The organism is Saprospiraceae bacterium, from assembly GCA_016719615.1.
GTDB lineage: Bacteria > Bacteroidota > Bacteroidia > Chitinophagales > Saprospiraceae > Vicinibacter.
In genome coordinates this window covers 424,954-443,768 of sequence record JADJYQ010000001.1, presented here as the reverse complement: position 1 = coordinate 443,768, position 18,815 = coordinate 424,954, and the positions used below count along the sequence as shown (strand labels likewise).

Annotated in this window: 13 protein-coding genes; 7 read left to right on the top strand and 6 right to left on the bottom strand. The window is 38.5% G+C overall.

The genetic code is table 11. The features are described from left to right. Nucleotides 1–32 precede the first annotated feature (32 nt). Entirely contained in the window at nucleotides 33–278 is a 246-nt protein-coding gene (gene yidD / locus IPM92_01765; protein MBK9107126.1) for a membrane protein insertion efficiency factor YidD, read from the top strand. Nucleotides 279–744: 466 nt separating this feature from the next. Continuing rightward, nucleotides 745–2,418 carry an Omp28-related outer membrane protein gene (locus tag IPM92_01760; GenBank protein ID MBK9107125.1) on the top strand — a complete coding sequence of 558 codons (1,674 nt, stop codon included), beginning with the start codon at nucleotides 745–747 and terminating at the stop codon, nucleotides 2,416–2,418. 353 nt (nucleotides 2,419–2,771) lie between these two features. Here IPM92_01760 and IPM92_01755 read toward each other — a convergent pair whose 3' ends face one another. The 6 genes from IPM92_01755 to IPM92_01730 form a co-directional block, all read right to left on the bottom strand. Continuing rightward, a complete protein-coding gene (locus tag IPM92_01755) occupies nucleotides 2,772–4,181 on the bottom strand; it encodes an amino acid permease (protein ID MBK9107124.1) in 1,410 nt (469 codons plus the stop codon). Between the two features lie 333 nt (nucleotides 4,182–4,514). Next, on the bottom strand, nucleotides 4,515–7,262 hold the full coding sequence (locus tag IPM92_01750) for a TonB-dependent receptor (protein MBK9107123.1): 2,748 nt from the start codon (nucleotides 7,260–7,262) through the stop codon (nucleotides 4,515–4,517). A 307-nt stretch (nucleotides 7,263–7,569) separates the two neighbouring features. Beyond that, on the bottom strand, nucleotides 7,570–8,247 hold the full coding sequence (locus IPM92_01745) for a hypothetical protein (GenBank protein MBK9107122.1): 678 nt from the start codon (nucleotides 8,245–8,247) through the stop codon (nucleotides 7,570–7,572). A gap of 76 nt (nucleotides 8,248–8,323) precedes the next feature. After that, on the bottom strand, nucleotides 8,324–10,147 hold the full coding sequence (locus IPM92_01740; GenBank protein ID MBK9107121.1) for a T9SS type A sorting domain-containing protein: 1,824 nt from the start codon (nucleotides 10,145–10,147) through the stop codon (nucleotides 8,324–8,326). Nucleotides 10,148–10,646: 499 nt separating this feature from the next. Next, complete coding sequence (locus tag IPM92_01735) at nucleotides 10,647–11,396, bottom strand: SDR family oxidoreductase (protein MBK9107120.1); 750 nt, start codon at nucleotides 11,394–11,396, stop codon at nucleotides 10,647–10,649. Further along, nucleotides 11,386–11,727, bottom strand: coding sequence for a cytochrome c (locus tag IPM92_01730; GenBank protein MBK9107119.1), 342 nt, complete (start codon nucleotides 11,725–11,727; stop codon nucleotides 11,386–11,388). The genes IPM92_01735 and IPM92_01730 overlap by 11 nt, the downstream gene beginning before the upstream one ends. A gap of 212 nt (nucleotides 11,728–11,939) precedes the next feature. On the opposite strand from IPM92_01730, the gene IPM92_01725 reads away from it, so the two are divergent. From IPM92_01725 to IPM92_01705, 5 genes are all read left to right on the top strand, one after another. After that, the gene (locus tag IPM92_01725; GenBank protein MBK9107118.1) at nucleotides 11,940–13,313 is read left to right on the top strand and encodes a TolC family protein; all 1,374 of its coding nucleotides are present in this window, start codon (nucleotides 11,940–11,942) and stop codon (nucleotides 13,311–13,313) included. 10 nt (nucleotides 13,314–13,323) lie between these two features. After that, a complete protein-coding gene (pdxH, locus tag IPM92_01720) occupies nucleotides 13,324–13,947 on the top strand; it encodes a pyridoxamine 5'-phosphate oxidase (protein MBK9107117.1) in 624 nt (207 codons plus the stop codon). A gap of 140 nt (nucleotides 13,948–14,087) precedes the next feature. After that, nucleotides 14,088–16,490, top strand: a complete 2,403-nt coding sequence (gene lon, locus IPM92_01715) for an endopeptidase La (GenBank protein MBK9107116.1) — start codon at nucleotides 14,088–14,090, stop codon at nucleotides 16,488–16,490. Nucleotides 16,491–17,333: 843 nt separating this feature from the next. Next, the gene (locus IPM92_01710) at nucleotides 17,334–17,633 is read left to right on the top strand and encodes a transposase (GenBank protein ID MBK9107115.1); all 300 of its coding nucleotides are present in this window, start codon (nucleotides 17,334–17,336) and stop codon (nucleotides 17,631–17,633) included. Nucleotides 17,634–17,774: 141 nt separating this feature from the next. Continuing rightward, nucleotides 17,775–18,719 (top strand): IS3 family transposase, encoded by a 945-nt coding sequence (locus IPM92_01705; GenBank protein MBK9107114.1) that lies wholly within the window; start codon nucleotides 17,775–17,777, stop codon nucleotides 18,717–18,719. Nucleotides 18,720–18,815 lie beyond the last annotated feature (96 nt).

Below are 18,815 nucleotides of genomic sequence, written 5' to 3'. Positions count from 1 at the left end.
TTTATGGATGATCATTTCCACATTCACCAAGAATGATAAAGCTCTTTAAAATACTGTTGATCTTTCCCATAAAACTTTATCAATGGTTGTTGTCACCAATGTTGGGAAGAAATTGCAGGTTCGAGCCCACTTGTTCGAACTATATGATCCAGGCTATCGAAGAATGGGGACCCTTAAAGGGATTTATTTTAGGACTCAAAAGGATTACAAAATGCCATCCCTGGGGCGGCCACGGACCAGATCCGGTGCCGAAGAAAGGAGTGAGGAATAAGGAGTAAGGAATTAAGGAGTAAGGAGTAAAGTTTATGGAGGATGGATGAGTATGGAGTATAGCTGAGGAGGACATTAATGGAGGGTTTCGTGTTTGCTCATCTTAAAAATCTGCTTTAGAATAATGACTTGAGTATTCCGGCGAAAATCTGGGGATCCGGGTCCATCTATTGAGGAAAATGAATAGTTTATAGTCTTGTTGGAGCCTGGATTAATTCTAAAATGCTCGAAACTATGGGGCCCTGGTTTTATTAAAAAAAGCCCCGATAGTAACAATAACCAACCTTTGTCCTTTGACAAAATAAAAGACTATCGGGGAGATCTTTATTTGTTCAAATAATAAAACTAAACAAGATTTGTTGGACTTGGTTCGAAATGGCCAAAGATTTTAACACTGAAGTCTTTTTTTTCGCCTTATCTTTATCCACTACTTTAAACATTAACATCATTTATTTAGACTAAAATCCAATGTACATGAAATTAAACTTTTACACTATTTTCCTGAGTATCTTTTGCTTAGGTATTGCAATTGGGCAATCCCCCAGAAAAGTTTTGGTTGAACATTTCACCCAGGCTTCTTGCGGACCATGTGCCTACTATAATCCTTTGATTGCGCCAATCCTGGAAAGGAATCAATCAAAAGTTTGTAAAATCGCCTATCAAGTGAGCTGGCCAGGTGTTGATCCTATGAATAAAGACAACGCCAGTGAAGTGCAAACTCGCGTCAATTATTATGAGGTTCAGGGGGTACCTGATGCTTTTCTAAATGCATCAAGTCTGGGCGCTCCAACCAATACCATTACAGATGCAGCCATTCAATCTGCTGCTTTGATTCCATCTCCTTATAAGATTGAAATTCAAAATAAAATCCTGGCTGATTACAACTCTATGGAAATTTCAGTGACGGTCACAAGAACTGCGGCTGTAAGTGGCACTCCATTGATGCGCGTTGCCGTCTGCGAAAAAGTCATCGAATGGTTGGCTCCTCCGGGAACCAATGGTGAAAAAGTATTTCACCACGTCATGAAAAAATTCCTGCCTAATACCACGGGTACAAACATTTCTGAAATTGACGCTCCGGGAAAAAGCAAAACCTACACATTTGTTTACAAATTTGATAAAGTGTATAATTTTAGAAACCTGGAGACAGTAGTTTTCATTCAAAATGATGCTACCAAAGAAGTTTATCAGGCAGAAAACGAATATCTGACTTTGACTCCTAATCCAGGAAACGACGTTTCTATCAAACAAAGCAGTGCATCCGGAGTGTTTGGAGATACTTTAATCTGCGGTACTCAAACGAGTCCTATTGTTAAAGTGATCAACACCGGAAATGCAAACATTACTGCGTTAGAGATCGCTTACAGCATCAATGGTGGTCCAATACAAACGCATCAGTGGAGTGGAAACATCGCCTTTCTCGAAGATAAGGATATCACTTTGCCGGCAATTCAATTTACGCCATTCAAAGATGCAAACACGATGACGCTTGATATTCGCAAAGTCAACGGTCAAGACGACATAGAACCAGGCAACAACCAGAGTATAAACTCTTTCGTTCCAACTCCTTCGACGACCACAAACTCAACTTTCGAGTTGAAGCCTGCTGCACAACCAACACAAATCAGTTTCAAAATCTATGACGATCAAAATGTGATCATCGCAGAAGGTGGACCATTTACTGACAATCTTGCCAAGAGGGTAACTTTGAATCTGCAAAAAGATAAATGTTACAAAATTACTGTGATCAACGGAACCAGCAGTTTGAATGGCACCTACAAAATTTTTGACGATCAAAACAATCAGATCTTTCAACAAAGGGTGATCGGTACGGGCACATTCAGCAGATATTTTAGTACTTATACTTTGACTGTAGGTGTAGATCAAGAAATATCAAACAAGTTTTTTGAAGTTTATCCAAATCCGGTAAATGATGTTTTGTCTTTAGAAATTGAATCTGCAAAAAGTGCTGCTAGCCAAATTGAATGTAGAAACATCAACGGTGTTTCCGTTTGGGAACAATCATTGAAACTAAATTCCGGAAAAACGAACTTAAGTATTCCAACAACAAATTGGAATCGCGGAATTTATATCATCTCTGTAACAACTCCCGAAGGAAAACAAAGCCGGAAAATTGTTGTGAATTAGAAAATGACTTATAGAGTAAAGAGCAAGGAGTATGGATGGCATTTTAAAAATCATTTATAGCTTATAGCTTTTAGCTTTAAACTCTCTCACAAATTATAGAGCAAAGATGGAATGAGGTCTTTGCTCTATTTTTTTTCTATAAACTCATCAGATAAATTCCACATTTACGGACAGCTTGGTGCGATCGCATTTGTCAGCCATGTGGGGTACTTTTATTATATTTTGCAGAGTCAAGTTCTCGAGGTGATTCGATTTCATTTAAAATTGCGGTCGGCAAACTAAGTTTTCCAACAGGATGATGAATCGAAGTTATAATTGTTTTTGCTCCGAAACCATTGAGAAACTACTAACTGTCAACTGCCAACTTCCTTCCTTCTTTTCCAAAAATAAATCGGCAATCCGGACAATACCAGAATAAAGCCCAGGAGGCATTTGATGTTAGCTTGTTGTCCAAGTGCATATGCCTGTATATCGGCATAAATGGTGAGGATCAGATAGAAAAAACTAAACAGGATAAATCCCAATGGAAGCCAGGGATAGAGTGGTACTTTATAAGGTCTTTGTACATCGGGCATTTTGGAGCGAAGCAGGATCACGCCCAGAGCTGACATCCCATAAAAAAACCAGCTTACAAATATTAAAAGATCGGTGAGCATATCGAAAGAGCCGATCATCACCAATGCAGATGCCCAAAAGGTATTGGCCCAAAGGGAGCCGGAAGGACTTTGCGATCCGGTACGAACAGTTGTTAGTTTTTGGGAAACAGGAAAGTCTTTAAAGAAAGAAAAACTAATTCTTGAGCAGGATAAAATATTTCCATTGACCGCACTTAAAATGGAAAAAAGTACTATTGCACTGACCAGAATTCCACCCCATAAAGGGAATACCGAGTCTGCTGCTTGCGCCGCCACAAAATTGGAAGATTGGATCACATTTAAGGGCAATACGTAAAATATGGCTAAATTGAATAACAGATAGACGCCACAACAAACACTTAGACCAATGAATAAACTCCTCCAAATTACCTTTTCAGGATTTACAATTTCGCCTGCAACGAAACTCACATTATTCCAACCGTCGAAACACCAGAAAATGCCGGCTAATGCGGATACAAAACCCACGATGGTAAGATTGGAACTACTGATCAAGGGATCTGTGGGTGTTGTGTTGGAGCCGAAAATAAATAGCGAAGCAATGAATCCCAATACGACCACTAACTTACTTGCAGTGAGCCAGCGCTGCAGTGTTGCAGATTCTTTGACGCTATAAACATTGACAATGGTAAACAACAGCATGATCAATATGGTCATAGCCTTTCTTCCAAAAAATTCGAGCATATAAAATTTTCCAAGGCCCGGAATAAACAAGGAAACAGATTGTTCGGTCTGTTGATCAAAACGAAAAAGCGGCCACAAATAATCAAAATAATATGCAGCGACATAAGCGATGGAAGCAATGCCCGCTGTATTGATGACAATAAAACTAGCCCAGCCGTATAGAAATGCAAACAGCTGCCCATACATGTGTTTGAAGAGCACGTATTGTCCGCCGGTCTCCGGAAAAAGACTTGCTGCTTCTGCATTGGTGAGCGCTCCCATGAGGGTTACTGCGCCGGCTAGTAACCAGAGTAAAAGTATTCCTTCCATAGAAGGAAATTGTTGTGCAATAGTAGCGGGTTTTAAAAATATACCTGAACCGATGACATCACCGATCACGATTGCGACTACGGTTAGAAAAGTTAATCGGCGTGGGAGTTGTTGCATGGACTGTGATGGACTATGATGGACTGTGATAGATTATGATTTACTATGATGGACTATGATGGACTATGATGGGCTATGATGGATTATGATGGATTATGATGGACTATGATTTGCCGTGATTTTTGGGATGTGTAAATATATAAACTTTGGGATGCAAATAATCATCCGTTTGTTTCCTGCAGATTGCGCAGATTACACGCAGATTTAGAATAATAAATAAAATTATAACGAATCAGTTGTTTAAAAACAACTGATTCGTTTATACAATAAAAGAATATCATCCTCTAATGCCATGAATCCTGTTAATCCTGTTAAAATCCGTTAAATCCTGTACTAGAAGGAGAATGATAATCTTGCAAACAATCTTCTTCCGTTGCCGCCCATTTGCACTGCATCCCAGGGTCCGCCGGTTTCGTTGTTGTAAGCCCAACCAGCTGCACCAGGTGCAAATCCCAAATCGGGATGTACGTTCCATACATTGTCTACTCCAAAATAAATTTTTGCGGCGTCCATAATTTTAACGGATGCAAAAATATCGTGCACCCATCTGCGGCGGTAGTTGTATTCATCGCGTACGCGAATGTTTTCATCTGCATCTGTGGGTACTTGAGGTTCAAGCGAATTGAAATCGCCATAACCCAATAGATTTACCTGACCGAAATAATTGATTCTCGTACCGATTGAAAAGCGATCCCAACTGTAATCCAAACCCAATCCAAATTTAGTTTTAGGAGCTGAGGCTATTAAGAAATACTGTTCGCGTTCGCTGAAAAAATATTCGCGGTTGGATTCTGAAGTATTAAGTGCAGAAGGAACATTGATCTGGTCAATTTCCATTTTTTGTGCATTACCAGTAAATAAAAATTTCATGTTGCCATTGCCGCATTTGTGATTGTATTCCAAAACCACATCAATACCCATATTGGTTGTATTAACAGCATTGGCAAAAAATTGCGCATAACTTACTTTCAGATTATTTAAAATATCTCTCAGTTCCTGACTCAAAGAAGCATCATCTGCACTAAATTGTCCGGACAAAACCACTCTGTCTTCTACTTCAACGCGATATGCATCTACGGAAAAGATCAGGTTGTTGTTTGGACGGATCGTTACACCTAAACTCATGTTGACAGATTCCTCCTGTTTCAATTCGGGAATACCTGCTGCCCGGGTGATTGGACTGGAGTTGGGTGCAATTTTGACTTCTGAAATCAAACCGCCTTGTACGGTTGTAAATGTCGAACTAAAATTGATCTGTTGCAAAGAAGGTGCTCTGAATCCTGTACTCACAGAGGCACGTAATGCTGTGGTGGCATCGATCTTGTATCGTCCTGTAAATTTATAATTGGATGTCGAACCAAAATCAGAATAATTTTCATACCTGAATGCTGCACCTAATAGCAATGATTTGCATACATCTGCTTCCACATCTGCATACACACCAAAAGTATTTCTCGATGCATCTACTTCATCAGATGGTTGATATCCCGGAAATCCTTGAGCACCGCTGGGTTTGTCGGGATTATAATTGGCATAGGAGGCTTCTTCGCCAGCATACAATTCATAATTTTCCGTGCGATATTCAGCACCTAAAGCAAGGTGTAAGCCTTTCAAGATGGAAGGAATTTCTCTTGTAAAATTCAAATTACCTGTGGTCTGTGAAAATTTAAATCCGCCGTCGTCAAAATGTGTTTTGTCGGCACCTAAACCTGCATTAAAAGTTTGGTCTCCGAAGAAATGAAAATCATTGCTGCCGTGGGTTCCGGATACATCGTAATTCCACTTTTCTCCCAGAGTACCTTTGAGTCCCACGGTTCCGGCCAGGTCTTTGATCTCCGTTTGGATATGGGGATTGTAATAAAACGACCCCGCACCATCAGACTTGATGATTCCCGGTACCTGAATTAAATTGCCGGAAGCATCCGTAGGAAATCTTTCAGGATTATCTCCGAATCTTCTGGTAAAAGCAAAAGCATCTGTTTCGCGGGAGGTAAAATTTGCAGTTGCATAAAGATTGCAGTTGCCTGCATCGTTTAAAGGATATTCCGCATTAAGGCCTGCTCCAATTCCGTCATATGATCCATCGCCATGCGTTCTCCGATATATATTAAACGGCAAGGTTTGAGATGGGTCCTGACGATACGTTTTACCAGTGGTGACATAATCAGCAGAAATATTTAAAAATCCGCCGCGATCACCGAGTCCTAAGCCATAATTGGCACCGGCGGTAAATGTTTTCCCATCGAGTTTGCCGTCGTATTCATTGTAACCCTGATCTTTTGATAAAATAGTATTGTATTCATCATCATAATTAGCTGCATAACCGACATTGCCAGTAAGTTTTCCGGTTTCTTTTTTCAGAATAATATTCATCACACCGGCAATTGCATCAGAACCATACTGAGCAGAAGCTCCATCGCGAAGGATTTCTATGCGATCAATAGAAGATTGTGGGATCGCATTGAGATCAGTTCCGGAATTGCCTCTTCCTCTTGTTCCAAATACAGAAACAAAGGCTGATTGATGACGTCTTTTCCCATTGACCAGAACCAGCGTTTGATCCGGACCCAGGCCGCGAAGTGTGCCGAGATCTACATGATCTGCTCCATCTGAACCGGATTGCTTCGCATGATTAAAAGAAGGTGCAGCAAAATTCAGCATAGAGGTTACATCCATTTTAGCTGTAGGAAACTGGGTTTGACTGATCTGAACCACATCTACGGGAACCGCTGTTTCCGTTCGTACGCGATTGGAGCGGCGTGTACCCACAACGACGACCTGATCTAATTCAGTCATGGAATTTTCGAGCATGATCTCATTTTTATTGCCGGCCATTAATTCATGATCTGTAGTTTGGTAGCCAACCAAACTTACGCGGACTTTCTCTCCTTTGTTGATAGCAATGGTAAACTCCCCTTTTTCGTTAGTATGTGCGCCACGGGTGGTTCCAATGACCTGCACGGATGCACCATCCAGTTCATTGCCCTCTTTGTCTTTTACAATGCCCTGAACATTGGATTGGGTATATGCAATGAAGTGGAGAATGATCAAACATAGTGTGGAGAAAATTTGTTTTTTCATAAGGCTTTGATTTGTTTGAAGGTGAAGTTAGTGAATAATTTTTTGTTATGCGTAATATTTTGAACCCTTCCAATAATTTAAATTCGCAAATCACTGTCATACTTCATTAACAATTTTCTGGTCAGCCAACCTATAGAAATTTTATAATAGTATTGGTTCTATTGCTCTATATGAGAAAATCAGAATTGAACATATTAACTAACAAATAAAATTTAAGGACAAAAGGCTATCCACTGATAGCCTTTTTGTCCTTACCTATGTTTAAATAAAAATTTATAGTAGAGTTCTTAAAATCTTAAAAGTGAATCTATTGCTCAGGATTGCATTCGTAGTTAATCGGACAATCATTTCCATTTGATGCTGCACAATTTGTACTTTCACATTCAGTTGATTGTTCAAAACAACAATTTTCATCCAATTCATAATAAAATACTGCATTATCAAAAATGTAATTACTCCCTGAAATATGCGGCCTATATGTGCAAGAAGTCGGACCATTTAAATTGCAAACCCCAAAAGTCTGAATTCCACATGGTCCATCAACTTCAAAATCCATTGCATAATTAAAAACTGTTGTGCCACACCATCGAACAAGAAATTCAAATTTACTACAATAGCTGCAATGTTCATATTTTGCTTGACAAGGAAGTTCAGTCCATTGAACTGCATCATTAGAAATTTGGGAAATAAATGTTGCCGGTTCACATGCAGAACCTGAATAATTGTAATATGTGTTTTTAAAAATAATAAATATTGGGGATTGTAATGGACAACAATTCAAATTGGTCTGACTCGTCCGATAAAAGCTTTTAAGTCTAATTTTTAAATCCGTACAATTGTAGCTTGGGTTGTCACACGGAGCTGTAGATCTAGGCAATAAAAGAATTTCTCCTGTTTTCTTTGAAGAATTTTCTTTACTTATTTCATGATCGAGGCTACATGATGTGATAAATAACACAATAATGAAATAAAATAAATTTTTCATAAAAAATGGTTTTTTGAAAATTAAAAATAATGTTTACATAATTAAAAATTTAAATTTAAACAAATGGTAATCAATTTTATATAATTTGAAACGATCTCATTTTAGATCCATGATCAGTAACAATATTTATATGATATGTTCCAGAAGATAAATTAGTTAAATTTATTTTTTGAAAAAATTTATCAGCTGCATTTTTATCCTCAATGTCGAGTACTTTTTTTCCAAAATTATCGAAGATTTGGTATTTTATTTTTGATGTAGACTTTTCAAGGGCAACGTCAACAAGTATATAATCTTTTGCTGGATTTGGACTTAAATCAATCTCAGCATTAATTTCTTGTACATTTTTTAATTTAACAAGACAATCTCCGGACATAATCAATGAAACGGATAATGCTCCCGTTCTATTGGTGAATACAAATGCATTTTCAAGGTCAGGAACTCCAGTGTTAGGGTCATATTGCGAAACTCCAACATAAGGAATGTCTGTATCCGTAATTGTTCCCATTCTTGCTAAAAGTGCGTTGTTCCAGATATAGTCCATCCCTTCGTCAAATCCAAAAAAGGGTAATTCTGTACCAGAATACCTGACTCCAACAAAAAATCTCATATTATTGTCTGGAATTGTGAAACCTGGATCCCCTGAATTAAAGTCCTCCAACGCAATCCGCACAACAGCTGCTGAACGTGTTTCTCCTCCATCAAATGTATAAGTACCTAAAGCAAGAAAACTGATTTCAGCATTTGTTGCGTTTCCATCTCCATCAATATCATTCCAACCATATAAGATTGCTTCTGGAGTTAAGCCAGCTAATGTCGCAGGGGCATTAACTGTCATATAAAACAATATACTATCAATTCTACAACCAATTCCATAAGGGATTTTTACTCCTGTTAAATATTCAGCGTTCGTATTATCTCCACGTCTGATTGAAATTGTTGAAAATGGGTCTCTTAAATTCGCTGATAGTCTCGATTTTGAGATAATATTCTGGGACAAATAAAACTCAGATATCCCAACATTATCAAAATTAGATCCATCAGTAGCATCAGAACTAACTGTATATGTAAGTGTACCCTTACCAATTGAATTTCCAGGAATTTTACCTGCAAAATCGAAAGGTAAAAATTCAACTGATCTTGTAGAGTCCACTTCTATAACCAAAGAGCCATCAGAAGTTTGATTATCATACTCGCTTGAACTTCCACCTTGTGGAGTAAATCGGATAGAAACATTTGCTTTATTACCAGTCTCAATGTTTTTTCCTTTGTTCGTAATATTTGCAGCGGGAGTTACTGAAAAATCTCCTGTATTTCGAATCCAACCACCAGGATAGGTTCCATAAGGCATATGAGAAATTGCTTTTCTACTATCTGTTGCCACATCATGATCGAAACGAATATTTCCAATACTCATGTTTACCGGACCGTTTGCCATTTCTGCACGAATTTTTTCCCCATCTTCAAATGTGATCATGACGACTGGAAAATCAGCTCTTATGGTTGCGGCAAAAGTACCGGCTCCCATTACAGCTACACCTCCATTAGGAACATTGTTAACAATTATACATCCGATAGCTCCCCAATCCTGAGCCTGGAGTGCTTTAAAACTAAAATTACATGTTCCTCGATTTATCAAAACCAGTTTACCTACAAGTTCAGATTTATTTGTTACTGTATCACAGCCATCTAAGGGAGTTAAACACTTATCCATCATCGCAGCAACATCAGCCGTCCAGATATTACTGTTTAAGTCTGCGCCCCAATGAGCAGGAGGCACGCCAGTATTTCCATATTGAAGTGCACCAGCAATCGATGCAGGTGAATTGACGACTACCGATTGTGCAATCAAGGCAGTCGTAAAGAAATAAATAGAACAAAAGAGTATAAATTTCTTCATAAGCATGGTTTTAATTGAAGTAAAGTTAACAATGCTTTAACTAAAATTGAAATTTGGAATAATATAGTTTTAATTAATATATGTATTATATTGATTTATTGATATTTAACAATCAATGTTGTAAAAATTAGAACTTACAAAGGTGTGGGTTTGTAAGTAAGATGAAAATAGTCTTTTATGATGTTTAAACATGTGTGTAGGATCAATTTGTCAATATCAATGTAAATGCATCAGCTCCGAAAGATTGAGGCTTAGTGGTATTTTGCACCGCTAGTGCATATTGAATATTCCGGTCTAAACTGAGCCTCCCATTCCTGTTGAAAGTGAATGGTGGTTTAGGAGTTTTCGCTGGAAAACTGCTGATTGGTTTCTGTTGGCTGCCAGACAAAGGGTGTTTGGAACAACTTTAGGGCAGCTTTGTTGAACCATGGGTCTTCCCGGCCAAAAAGCCTGTTCAAAGACATTTTTAGTTGAGGGAGAAGGTGATTTGATAAGGAAGTTAACAATGGAATTTTTTGTGTTCCATTTTGTATTTCAAGGTCTTGCTGGTGGCCTTGGATGTCTGATCCTTCTGAAAATAATAAAAATTGCCGTCCCCATAATTTTCATCCACCACTTTCAAAATATGTTGTTTAAGATCATCAGTAGAAATATATGGCAGCTGTTGATGAAAAAGTTGGGGGTATTTGGAGATGGTGTGCATAAGTCGGCCAAAAGCTGATGGCTCAGCTTCGGTCTGATCCTTTACCAGAGCACAGTTTAAGATGCAGATCTTCATACCCTCTGCAGCCGCTCTGTGCATTTCGAGTTCGGCCTGAAACATGGTTTGAGTGTAGTGGTTGAGAAACACCGGGTTGCCTACGGCCGTTGTAGATATTAATTGAGGTTCAGCGCTTCGTATCAGAGTATATGCCGAACTCATAAAGATCATTTCCTTCACTCCGGCCAGTAATGCGTTGTTGACCAAATCACGGGTAGCTATGGTATTGACCGCTTTTAACTTTTGATGATCCTCAGTTTTAAAAGAAATCATTGTGGCATTATGAACAATCAGATGCACATTTGATAAAAATGGAAAATAAGATTCCGGATCCAGGATTTCTGCTTCTATCCATTCAACATTCGAATCATCAGGATGATTTCCCGAAAACATGGCGCTGACATGATAGCCTTTAGATAAAAAAGTTTGTACACATTGCATACCCGCATCCGCGTTTACATCTGTGATCAGTACCGTTTTAGTTTCCATCGGCATCGTTAAACTTCATGGTATAAGCAGCAAGTTCAACTCTCTCCAGGGAATCCAATATACCTGTAAAGCCAGTCATCGCATTTCGACCGTTTGAGATTACCAGAAATCTTTCTTCAAGACTCAGCAGTGAGTATTTTAACTTTACAGCCCCATTAATCGAAAGGCTACCATCTCCCCCATGGCAGCTGCTACAATATTTTTGATACCTGTCTGAAATCACAGTTAAGGGATCTTTTGGCCGTTTGTCATCGGTGCAATGTAAGATCGACAGGCTGCCCGACAACAACAGTCCATAAACATAAAATAGCTTCGATTGAAATCTCTTCACAAAATGAACTTTAGGCTTTGAAAACAGTTGGTAAAGGTACATTTGAATGAGGATTCCAATGGAATCGAAAAACGAAAAGGAAGTTGCCCAACTTTTGGGTATATTCTGCCTGGCTTTTTCATTGGCAATTCATTTAATTTCTCTTTTCAAATATTAACACGCGGTCAAACCGGATTGTAAAGCCGAAACATCATCTTTGTAAAAACCTGTTCATGAAAGCCTTTTTTTTATTCATATTGCTCTTCGCTATTTCTACCACATTTAGTCAGGATTCGTTCAGTTTATCAGAGGCTATAGCATATGCCCGTAAAAACAATCTGGAATTAAAAGTAAAAAATCTGGATGTCCAGGACGTAGATGGACAGATTAAAGAATATACCGCTATCGGATTACCCAAACTGCAAGCAAATGTCGGATACAATTATTTTATAAAATTGCCCACCAGCATTTTTCCAAATTTTATAGAACCGGCTATCTATGATGTGCTCTTTGATGAAAATTTATTGCCGCGCAGGGATCTGGATGAACCCGGCGGAGTACCCGTACAATTTGGAACTAAACACAATCTGAATGCCGGACTCGAACTGAATACGCTTTTATTTGATGGCAGCTTTTTTATCGGACTAAAGGCCCAAAAGATGTATCGGGAGCTCATCCTCAAACAGATTACACAATCAGAGGCAGATTTGCGGTATACGATCACCTTGTCCTATTTATCGGCATTAACCATCAACGAAAACATCCAGATCCTCGAAAAAAACCTGAGCAATCTTAAAAAAGTACAAAATGAAGTTCAGGAAATTTTCAATGCCGGATTCGCAGAACGTTTGGACGTAGATCGAATCGAACTTTCCGTGCAAAACCTTGAAGCCGAACTTGAAAAGCTCAAAAAACTAACAAATGTTAGTATCGCAGTCCTAAAATTCCAGATGAACTATCCGTTGGATAAAGAAATTCAGTTGAAAGATGACTTGGCCGGACTCCTGAATCGATCTTACCTCGAAGTTATGGATCCCCAGATCAAACTTAATATACAGGAACGACCTGAGCATCCGGTCATCATGCAGGGAATCCGACTTGCGGAGATGAATATTAAAAGATATCAATACAGTTATTATCCCAGCCTGTATGGCTTTGCTGCTTACCAACAAAGTTTGCAGCGCAACAAACTTTTTGATGGCAATGACAATGGATGGTTTCAGACTTCGAATGTGGGTGTAAACCTTTCCTGGCCCATTTTTACAGGATTTGACCGCAAGGCAAAAATACAAAGAGCCAAAGTAACATTAGACAAAACCAAATTGCAATTGAATCAATTTGAAAATGCCGTTCACCTCGAATACAATAACGCCAAAACGGAATATCTCAATGCTCTTGTGACGTTTGAAAGTCGCAAAAAATCGATCGCGCTGGCCGAAAAAATCTATGATACGGCCAAGATCAAATTTAAAGAAGGCATCGGTTCGAGTTTGGAAATCACCAGTGCCGAACGCGATTATTTTCAGAGTCAGTCTCATCTGATCGATGCACAATTTCAACTTATCCAGGCCAAGGTCAAATTTGACAAGAGTACAGGTAAACTTTAAATGCAAGGATATGAAAGATCTTCGAAGAGAATATACGCGAAATATCCTGGAACACGAACACTTGTTAGCCGATCCCATTGAACAATTCCAGGAATGGTTCAGAGCCTGCATCGAACACGGAATGCCTGAACCCAATTCGATGGTTTTGTCGACCATATCATCAGAAGGCAAACCCTCTTCACGTGTGGTATTGCTCAAAGAAGTAAATGAATCGGGATTTGTGTTTTTTACGAACTACAACAGCCGTAAATCACAAGACATCGATTCTCATCCTGCTGTAAGTTTATTGTTTTTCTGGGAAGCCATGGAGCGTCAGGTTCGCATTGAAGGAAATGCTTATAAAATTCCGGAAGCCGATTCGGATGAATATTTTTACAGTCGACCGCTACTCACTCAGATGGGATCTGTGGTTTCACCTCAAAGCAACATAATAGCAGACAGATCTGTATTGGAAGAGGCCCTCCAAAACTTAATAGCTGCCAATGCACCCGTCAAAAGGCCAGCCCATTGGGGTGGATACATCGTTTTGCCTGAATATTTTGAATTCTGGCAAGGCAGGGAAAGCAGGTTACACGACCGCTTTGCTTACAGCAAATCAGATCAGGAATGGCTCATAGCCAGGTTGGCACCCTGAAACTTGGCTTTTTACAATATATTGACAAATTGACAAAGCATTCGGGCCTTTTGTCACATAATCGACGAAAATCCCCTTATGGCACAGGTATTGACAACATAACATACACGCAATTTAATTGCTTTAAAACAGGTGATCATATGCAATTTAGCTCCTATATATTTGAACCACAATTACAGGATGACGGCGAAGTACTACCCTTTGTAGCAGTAGCAGATGACGAATTGCCGGTAAGAGAAGACAATATCGGCGAAGTACTGCCAGTAATGCCTTTGAAGAACACCGTGTTATTTCCCGGAGTCATCATTCCCATTACTGTTGGCCGTGAAAAGTCTATCAAAGCAGTCACAGTAGCTAATGAATCTGATAAATACATCCTGGTACTTACACAAATTGATCCACAGACAGAAGAACCCGGAAGCGCTGATGTATACCAAACCGGAACCGTTGCGCGCATCGTTAAACTACTGAAAATGCCCGATGGAAGTCAGACCGTCATCTTACAAGGCCGCAAAAGATGTCTCGTATCCGAATGGCTCTCTGAAGACCCTTTTTTAAAAGCAAAAATTGTCAAAAGAGAACATATCCCGACGACCCATCCGATGGAGTATGAGGTAATGATCAAATCCATACAGGAGAATTCGAGGCGCATCGTAGAGCTCACGCCTCAAATCCCGAATGAAGCACAAGTATTATTGAAAAATATACAGAATGATCGCTTTCTATTACATTTCATTTCTTCCAATCTGAATATTTCCATTCAGAAAAAACAGGAACTTTTAGAGACCGATGAACTTCATAAAAAGGCAGAAGATTTATTGATTTATCTCAACAATGAAATTCAACTGTTAGAAGTCAAAGATCAAATCGAATCGAGGGTCAGAACGGATCTCGAAAAACAACAGAGAGATTATTATTTAAATCAACAGTTAAAAACGATTCAGGAAGAATTGGGACAGGATCCTGTTGAACAGGATATCGAAGTATTGATCGAACGTGCAGGTAAGAAATTATGGAAGGAGGAAGTCAAATCTCATTTTGAAAGAGAACTCAATAAATTGAGAAGGATGAATCCGCAAGTCGCAGAATATTCTGTACAGATGAATTATCTTGATTTGATGGTGGACCTTCCGTGGGAAGAATATACCAAAGACTGTTATGATCTTGTAAAGTGTAAAGAAGTTTTAGATAAAGATCACAACGGGCTTGAAAAAGTTAAAGAACGGATCATAGAACATCTGGCGGTTCTTAAACTCAAAGGTGACATGAAATCTCCGATCTTATGTTTGGTAGGTCCGCCGGGTGTTGGAAAAACGTCTCTGGGAAAATCTATTGCACGTGCACTCGATCGGAAATTTATCAGAATGTCTTTAGGTGGGCTTCACGATGAATCGGAAATCAGAGGACACCGAAAAACCTATATCGGTGCAATGCCCGGACGCATTGTTCAATCTTTGCGAAAAGCAGGATCAGCAAATCCCGTTTTTATTTTAGATGAAATAGATAAAATCGGAAAAGATTTCAGAGGAGATCCTTCTTCTGCATTATTAGAAGTTTTGGATCCGGAGCAGAATTCTAGTTTTCATGACAATTACCTCGATCTCGAATTTGATTTATCTAAAGTATTATTTATTGCAACGGCCAATTCTTTGAACACCATTCAACCGGCGTTATTAGACCGGATGGAAATTATCGAATTGCAAGGATACAGTACTGAAGAAAAAATTGAAATTGCAAAAGATCATTTGATCCCACAAGTCCTGGAAGAACACGGACTTAAAGCCAAACAATTTAAAATCAGTGACAAGCTTCTCGAAAAAATCATCCAAGATTATACGCGTGAATCGGGAGTGCGAAGTTTAAGAAGACAAATGGCCGGAGTCGTGAGAAAAGCAGCAGCACAGATCGCCATGAAGCCCAAAACAATTTATCAGGTCAAAGAAGATGGTCTTGCAACTGCATTAGGAGTGGTCAAATATAATACAGAGCGTTATCAGGAAAAGTTGCCAAAAGGCGTAGCCATCGGACTCGCATGGACCCGCGTTGGCGGCGATATTCTCTACATTGAAACCAGTATTTCTGCAGGTAAAGGTAAGCTTGTACTTACCGGAAATCTGGGGGATGTCATGAAAGAATCTGCCAGCACTGCATTGAGTTATATCAAAGCTCATGCTGCAGAATTAAAAATTGATCCGGAGTATTTTGATAAAAACGATTTTCATATTCACGTTCCCGAAGGAGCCATACCAAAAGACGGTCCTTCTGCCGGTATTACCATGTTGAGTTCATTGTGTTCTGCCATTCGCAACAAAGCCATCAAGCCTTATCTTGCTATGACAGGAGAAATTACTTTGCGAGGAAAGGTATTGCCTGTTGGTGGGATCAAAGAAAAAATTCTGGCTGCTAAACGAGCAGGCATCAAAACCATCATGTTGTGTAAGGAAAATAAGGTCCATGTTGATGAAGTGAATCCTGAGCACATCAAGGGATTGGAGTTTCATTATGTGGATACGATGGAAGAGGTATTGAAATTTGGACTTTGAAAATCCGGAATGGGTTGAAACCCATTCCTATTTATAGTTCTATCTATACTCATCATGTTTTGGCTTGCGTTTCCATTGAAGATTTTTAAATACACGTTTTTGTTTCCGGCTGAAGCCGGCGGGTTTTATTCCTGTATTATAGATTCAATTTATTTTTACATTTCATTTGTATCCCTCTGCGGAATGGGTTGAAACCCATTCCTATTGATAGTTCTATCTATACTCATCATTTTTTGTGTTAGGTTCCTTTTAAAGATTTTTAAATGCACGTTTTTGTTTCCTTCAACGGAATGGGTTGAAACCCATTCCTATTGATAGTTATATTTATACTCATCATTTTTTGGCTTGCGTTTCCATTGAAGATTTTTAAATACACGTTTTTGTATCCCTCTACGGAATGGGTTGAAACCCATTCCTATTTATAGCTCTATCTATACTCATCATTTTTTGGCTTGCGTTTCCATTGAAGATTTTTAAATACACGTTTTTGTATCCGGCTGAAGCCGGCTGGGTTTTATACCTGTCTATTATTTCAAATTTATTTTTACACTTTAGATTTGATTCCTCATGCGGAATGGGTTGAAACCCATTCCTATTAATGGGTTCGCGTTTCGTTCTTGTTTGATGAGGAGTGATTCGGGTTCCAATTTAAGATTTTTGAATTTTCGTTTTTTGATCCGGCTGAAGCCGGCTGGGTGATTAAATGGTTTTATAAAAGTATCTTTATTCATTTCGTTATTATCCATTCGGATATTGAAATGTATGTTGTAAAAAATAAATTCAGATTTAATTTGTCAGTGCCTGATATAGGTTGACCATATTTTATCATTAAAAAACATAAAAATGGCAACAATTAGAAGGCAATTTAAAATGAGCATTGAGCAGCGTATGGCGAGGCATTTTTCAGAAAGTTTCAAACGATCGAAGGTTCTCGAGATAGAGCAAGGCAGGAGCAAAGTCAGTGAAATTTGTAAGGAATACGAGGTTAGCCCTACCAATGTATACAAATGGATGAGTAAATTTGGTGCAGCTAAAAGCCAAATTCGCATGATTGTTGAAACAAATTCCGACACTAAAAAAATAATAGAACTTAAGCAAAAAGTTGCAGAATTGGAACGAGTAATTGGTCAAAACAGATCCTAATTGACTTTCAAACTAAGATGATTGAATTAGCAGAAGAAGCATACAAGATTGATATTAAAAAAAATATTCTTCAGCACAATCTGCTACTTCAGACAGGAGCGAAAGCGATATCCATTCTCATTAAATAAGTTGTACAGAGTAATGAATATCAGCAAACAATCTGTTCATCAAAGAATAGAAAGGAATCACCAGGATCTAGAAATAGAAGCACAACTTCTGTGGCTCATACACCAAATTCGTGAAGATCACCCTACGATGGGAGTGCGTGATCTGTTTTATAAAATTCGGCCAGAATCCATGGGCAGGGACCGTTTTGAAGCCTTTTGTAAAGAAAATAGTTTGATGTCCCTTAAGAAAGTATTTAGGCCAAGAACAACAGACAACACAGGGGTTATACGATTTGACAATTTGCTTATAGATCTCCAAATCAATCGAGTTGATCAAGTCTGGCAAAGCGACATAACCTATTTTGAATTAAACAATAGGTTTTATTATTTAACTTTTATCCTTGATGCTTATTCTAGACGAATTGTTGGGCATAACGTGTCGGATAATTTAACGACCATTTGTACCACAATGCCAGCCTTAAAAATGGCTATAAAGTTGCGAGCCAAACAAAAGATGAGCGAATTAATATTCCATTCCGATGGTGGTGGACAATACTATGCAAAATCCTTTTTAGAGCTTACCGCAAAATATGAAATCAGAAACAGTATGTGTGAATATGCTTGGGAAAATGGTAAAGCTGAAAGGATTAATGGAATCATAAAGAATAACTATTTGATACACAGGGATATTAAAAATTATCATCAATTGACTATAGAGGTTGACCGAAGTGTACAACTTTATAACTTAGAAAAACCTCATAAAGAGTTACAAAGATTAAGTCCTGTTGAATTTGAAAATTTGGATATAACTTTACAATTGCAAAAAACACCGAGGATGAAAGAGTCATTTGATGCAAATAACAAAATATATGGGGTATCGAACCCCATATATTTTGAGCAAAAAACACCTCAGAATCTTGATGTATTCTCTGCAAATAATTCGAGTAAAAAGTTACACAAAACGGTCAACCCTATTTAGGCATTGACAATTTACAATCATTGCTCTTTTATCCTTACTCCATAATCTAAAAACTTCGGTTATAAAAAAAAGGGCCTTCCCGTTACGAGAAGGCCC